This is a genomic window from Streptomyces sp. 13-12-16 (genome assembly GCF_002114215.1).
Lineage (GTDB): Bacteria > Actinomycetota > Actinomycetes > Streptomycetales > Streptomycetaceae > Streptomyces.
The window spans coordinates 1-4801 of the sequence record NZ_NCTE01000232.1; the positions used below are offsets into that span (position 1 = coordinate 1).

Here is a 4801-nt window from a genome sequence, read left to right on the forward strand (position 1 = left end):
CGGCCACCACGATCCCGACCGCGCTCCAGACCCGGCGCCGGCGCGACGAGCGACGCTCCAGGACCTGCAGGGGCGGGCCCGTACGCCACCCCTCGGGCGGGGCGGGCCGCACCGCCTTCCGTTTCCTGCCCGTGCGGCGCTTGCCGCCCGCGGCCGCTCGCGCCTGCGCCTCGTCCATGGCCCGCAGCCGCTCGGTCACCATGCGCGCCCGCGCCGACGGCTCCTTGGGGGCGGAGGCACGGATGTCGCGCTCACTGTCCTGGACGAACTTCTCCCAGACGTCATCGGGGAGGGACGAGGACTCCGGTCTGCTCTCTTCGGACGGCTGCTCGGCCACGGGGTCGCGGGCTTTCTCTCGATGGCGGTCGTAGGCGGCCGAGCGTACGCCAGCGGTGATCATCCTTCACGAGTGATCCAGATCACATGAAAATTCTCTGGGCGGCAGGACAACCATCCGCGCGCCCCGTTGATCACACTCACTGAGATCCTCACGGACCGCACGTACAAGGAAGAAGGACCTGAGCTCGGAGGGGGGCACAGGTCCTTTTTCCTTGGCCGTTCTCCTCGTCCGTTTCCCTTGGCGCCGTCTTTCCCCGTCCGTCTCAGTCCCGCTTCGGCGGCACCGCCGGCATCCCCAGGAACGGCAGCCGCAGCGCGCCGAACGCCTCCGCCGGGACCGCCGGGGACTTCGGCTCGACCGGCTCCAGACGCCGGTAGGCCTCCCCCTGCGCGGGGCGCGGATCGGCCTCGCCCTTGTTGGGCCAGTACGACATCGCCCGCTCGGCCTGTGCCGTGATGGTCAGGGAGGGGTTGACGCCCAGGTTCGCCGAGACCGCCGCCCCGTCCACGACCGAGATGCCGGGATGGCCGTAGAGGCGGTGGTACGGGTCGATCACACCGGTCTCGCGGGAGGCGCCGATCGGGCAGCCGCCCAGGAAGTGGGCGGTCAGCGGCATCCCCGTCAGCTCGCCGACGTTGGAGCCGGCGAAGCCGTTGATCTCGGCCGCCAGCGCCGACGCGCCTTCCGTGGCCGCCTTGATCTGCTTGGGGTTGGGGGCGCCGTGCCCCTGCCGGGCGGTGAGCAGTCCGCGGCCGGCCCCGGACGGCTTGAGGTACGTCGTCAGGGAGTTGTCCAGCGACTGCATCACCAGCCCGATGATGGTCCGCTCCGACCAGCGCCGGTTGGACAGGGACCGCAGCAGCAGCCAGGGGTGCCGCGCCGCACTGCCCAGCCAGCCGAGCACCCTGGCCGCACCCGAACCGCCGCCCGCGTACGGCACCTGGAGGATGGACAGCCCGCCCATCGAGTTGGATCCGCGGCCGTAGCGGACCGGCTCGATGTGGGTGTTCTCGTCGGGGTGGATCGACGACGTGATGGCCACACCGCGGGTGAAGTCGGCCTTCGGCGCGCCGGTCGCCCTGCGGTAGCGGCGGTCGTCGGTCTGCGCGCCGACGAGGGCCTCGGAGTTGGTACGGGTCAGCTCGCCCAGCCTGTCCGAGAGGTGCGGCAGCTGACCGCCCGCCTTCATGCGGTGCAGCAGCGTCTGGGTGCCGTAGGTGCCGGCGGCCAGGACGACCCGGCGGGCGCGGAAGGTACGGCCCTCGCCCTTGCGGCGGTCGTCGGTGGGGAGCGTGGCGACCGCGTATCCGCCCCGGGAGTCCTCCGTCACCGACACCGCCGTCGTCATGGGGTGCACGACCGCGCCCGCCTTCTCGGCGAGGTGGAGGTAGTTCTCGTTGAGGGTGTTCTTCGCGCCGTGCCGGCAACCGGTCATGCACTCGCCGCACTCGGCACAGGCCCGGCGCGACGGCCCCGCCCCGCCGAAGTACGGGTCGGGCACCTCCTGCCCCGGCTTCGCCCTCGCCTTCCCGTCGGCGTCCTCGCCGTCGCCGAAGAAGACGCCGACCGGGGCCATGTGGAAGGTGTCGCCCACGCCCATCCGCTCGGCCGCCGCCTTCAGGTGCACGTCCGACGGGGTCATCGTCGGGTTGAGCCGTACGCCGAGCATGCGCTTCGCCTGGTCGTAGTACGGGCCCAACTCCTCCTGCCAGTCGGTGATGTGCCCCCACTGCGGGTCGTCGAAGAACGGCTTCGGCGGTACGTAGAGGGTGTTGGCGTAGTTGAGCGAGCCGCCGCCGACGCCCGCGCCGGCCAGCACCATGACGTTGCCCAGCAGGTGGATGCGCTGGATGCCGTACATGCCGAGTCTCGGCGCCCAGAGGTAGTTCTTCAGGTCCCAGGAGTTCTTCGGCAGGGTTTCGCGGGTGAAGCGGCGGCCGGCTTCCAGGACGCCGACGGTGTACCCCTTCTCCGTGAGGCGGAGGGCGGTCACGGAGCCGCCGAAGCCGGAGCCGACGACGAGGACGTCGTAGTCGTAAGCGTCTTGAGGCACGGGGGCTCCCCTTCGAGTTCGCGTGCGGGTCGTCTTTGGCCGGGCGCGCGGTTCCCCGCGCGCCCGGGGCCGGTCACCTGAACCGGAACGCCTTCATCAGGCGGAGGCTGCGGCTCATGAAGGCCGCGTACTTCTCGTCGTCCATGCCCAGTGACGGGGCCATCGGGAGGAGGCGCTGGTGGGCGACCGTCTGGGCCTCGGTGTACTTGAGGATGCCCTCGGAGCCGTGGCGGCGGCCGAGGCCGGAGTCCTTCATGCCGCCCATCGGTGACTGGACGCTGCCGTACGCGGGGGCGTAGCCCTCGTTGATGTTCACCGTGCCGGTGCGCAGCCGCGCGGCGACCTCGCGGCCGCGCCGGGCGTCCTTGGTCCAGACGGAGGAGTTCAGTCCGTACGGGGTGGAGTTGGCGCGTTCGACCGCCTCGTCGTCGGAGGAGAAGCGGTAGACCGAGACGACCGGGCCGAAGGTCTCCTCGGAGCAGACGCTCATCGGGGCCTCGACGCCGTCGAGGACGGTCGGCTCGTAGAAGTAGGGGCCGATGTCCGGGCGGGCCGTGCCGCCCGCGAGCACCTTGGCGCCCTTGGCGACGGCGTCGTCGACGTGCCGGGTGACGGCGTCGAGCTGGCGCTGCCCGACCAGGGAGCCCATGTCGGCGCCGTAGGCGAGGGAGGTGCCGAGGCGGATCGCCCTGGTGCGGGCGGTGAAGCGCTCCAGGAAGGCGTCCGCGACCGACTCGTGGACGTACAGCCGCTCGATGGAGATGCACAGCTGGCCGGCGGAGGAGAAGCAGGCGCGGACGGCGCCCGCGGCGGCCTTGTCGAGGTCGGCGTCCTCCAGTACCAGCATGGCGTTCTTGCCGCCCAGTTCGAGGGAGACGCCGACCAGGCGGGCGGCGGCGCCCTGGGCGACCTCGCGGCCGGTGCGGGTGGAACCGGTGAAGGAGACGTAGTCGGCGTGCCGGACCACCTCGGGGCCGACGACCGGGCCCTCGCCGAGGACGACCTGGAAGACGTCGGCGGGCAGCCCGGCCTCGATCAGCAGGTCACGGGCCCACAGCGCGGTGAGGCAGGTCTCCGTGTCGGGCTTCATGACGACCGCGTTGCCCGCGACGAACGCCGGGAGCGCGTCGCCGACGGAGAGTTCGAGGGGGTAGTTCCAGGGGGCGATCTGGCCGACGACACCGCGCGGGTGGCGCAGTTCGGTGACCTTCGTGAGGGTCGGCATGGCGCCCGCGTGCCGCTTGGGCCGCAGGTAGGCGGCGGCCCGGCGGCCGTAGTGGCGGGCGGCGACGGCGACGGCCTGCACCTCCTCGTGGGCGTGCAGCCGGGCCTTGCCGGTCTCCAGCTGGATCAGGTCGAGCACCTCGGCCTGGCGGCTCAGCACCAGGTCGTGGAAGCGCAGCAGGACGGCGGCGCGCTCCCGTACCGGGATCCTCGCCCAGACGGCCTGGGCGGCGCGGGCCGCCTCGAAGGCCTTCGCCACGTCCTCGGGCGTCGACTCGGGCAGGTCGGCCAGCTTCTCGCCGGTGAACGGCGTGTGGTTGGCGGTCCGGCCGGAGCCGGCCACGCCCTTGGTGAGCTGGGCGACCAGCTCCGGCGTGACCACGTCGGCGGCGGTGCGGGCACCCGCCGGCGCGGGGGCGAGGGGGTTGGTGCCGGTCGTTTCCCGGGTCTGCGCGTCCGTCATGAGCCGCAGGGTATGCCCGGGGGAACACTTTGTGTACCCGTCGGTAACGGATTCACGCACCGCTCACACATCGCGCCAGTGAACGCTGGCAACAAAGCCCCTGATCAGGGCGTTGACGGACGCCGGACCGTTCAGAGCCGGTGGATGTCCCACGAGTCGATGACCGTGCGGGCGATCTCCCGGCCGTCCTCGGCGAAGTAGCCCTTGCCCGGGTACACGATCCAGAGCCGGTACATGTCGCCGTCCTCGTTCCGGTAGTACATGACCTGCGCCTCGCGCACCAGCGCCGGAGTGGTGGTCGTCGTGTAGACGATGGTGTTCGTGGCCGCCTCGCGGTCCTTGTACGTCGTCTCGCGCGGCTTGCCCTTCGGGGCCGGCGTGTCGGCGATGCCCCAGCCGTACTCGCCGTCCCTCAGCTCCTCCCAGTGCGCGAACGCCCGTTCCGAGGCCGAGGCCTCGATGTCGCCGTTCTCGTCCTCGGCCTTGATGTCGCGGTCGACCTCGACCCGCACCAGCCCGCTCGGGTCGGTGAAGGAGGCGACGGTCCCGTCCGAGTCCTCGGCCTGCTCGTCCTGCGCGAAGCCCTCGGGCACCGCGATGCCGACGCCCACCTTGTTCCCGAGGTCGTGCTTCCTCCAGCCGTCCGGCAGCGGCCCCGCGAACGGGTCGGCGATCACCAGGTACGCGGCCACCGCTCCCGCGACGACCGCCGCGCCCAGCC

At 71.9% G+C, this 4801-nt stretch carries 2 protein-coding genes and 2 pseudogenes; all 4 read right to left on the reverse strand.

The features are described 5' to 3' along the window. Positions 1-337, reverse strand: a pseudogene (locus B7767_RS10545) (hypothetical protein); the annotation flags it as partial. Between the two features lie 265 nt (positions 338-602). Further along, positions 603-2393, reverse strand: a complete 1791-nt coding sequence (locus B7767_RS10550; protein ID WP_085571968.1) for a GMC oxidoreductase — start codon at positions 2391-2393, stop codon at positions 603-605. A gap of 73 nt (positions 2394-2466) precedes the next feature. After that, complete coding sequence (locus B7767_RS10555) at positions 2467-4080, reverse strand: succinic semialdehyde dehydrogenase (RefSeq protein WP_085571969.1); 1614 nt, start codon at positions 4078-4080, stop codon at positions 2467-2469. Between the two features lie 131 nt (positions 4081-4211). Further along, positions 4212-4801: pseudogene (locus tag B7767_RS10560) on the reverse strand (serine/threonine protein kinase); the annotation flags it as partial.

Bases quoted from the DNA above. Each gene is read 5' to 3' on its own strand.
- B7767_RS10555 (WP_085571969.1), bottom strand. From the start codon at position 4,080: ATGACGGACGCGCAGACCCGGGAAACGACCGGCACCAACCCCCTCGCC.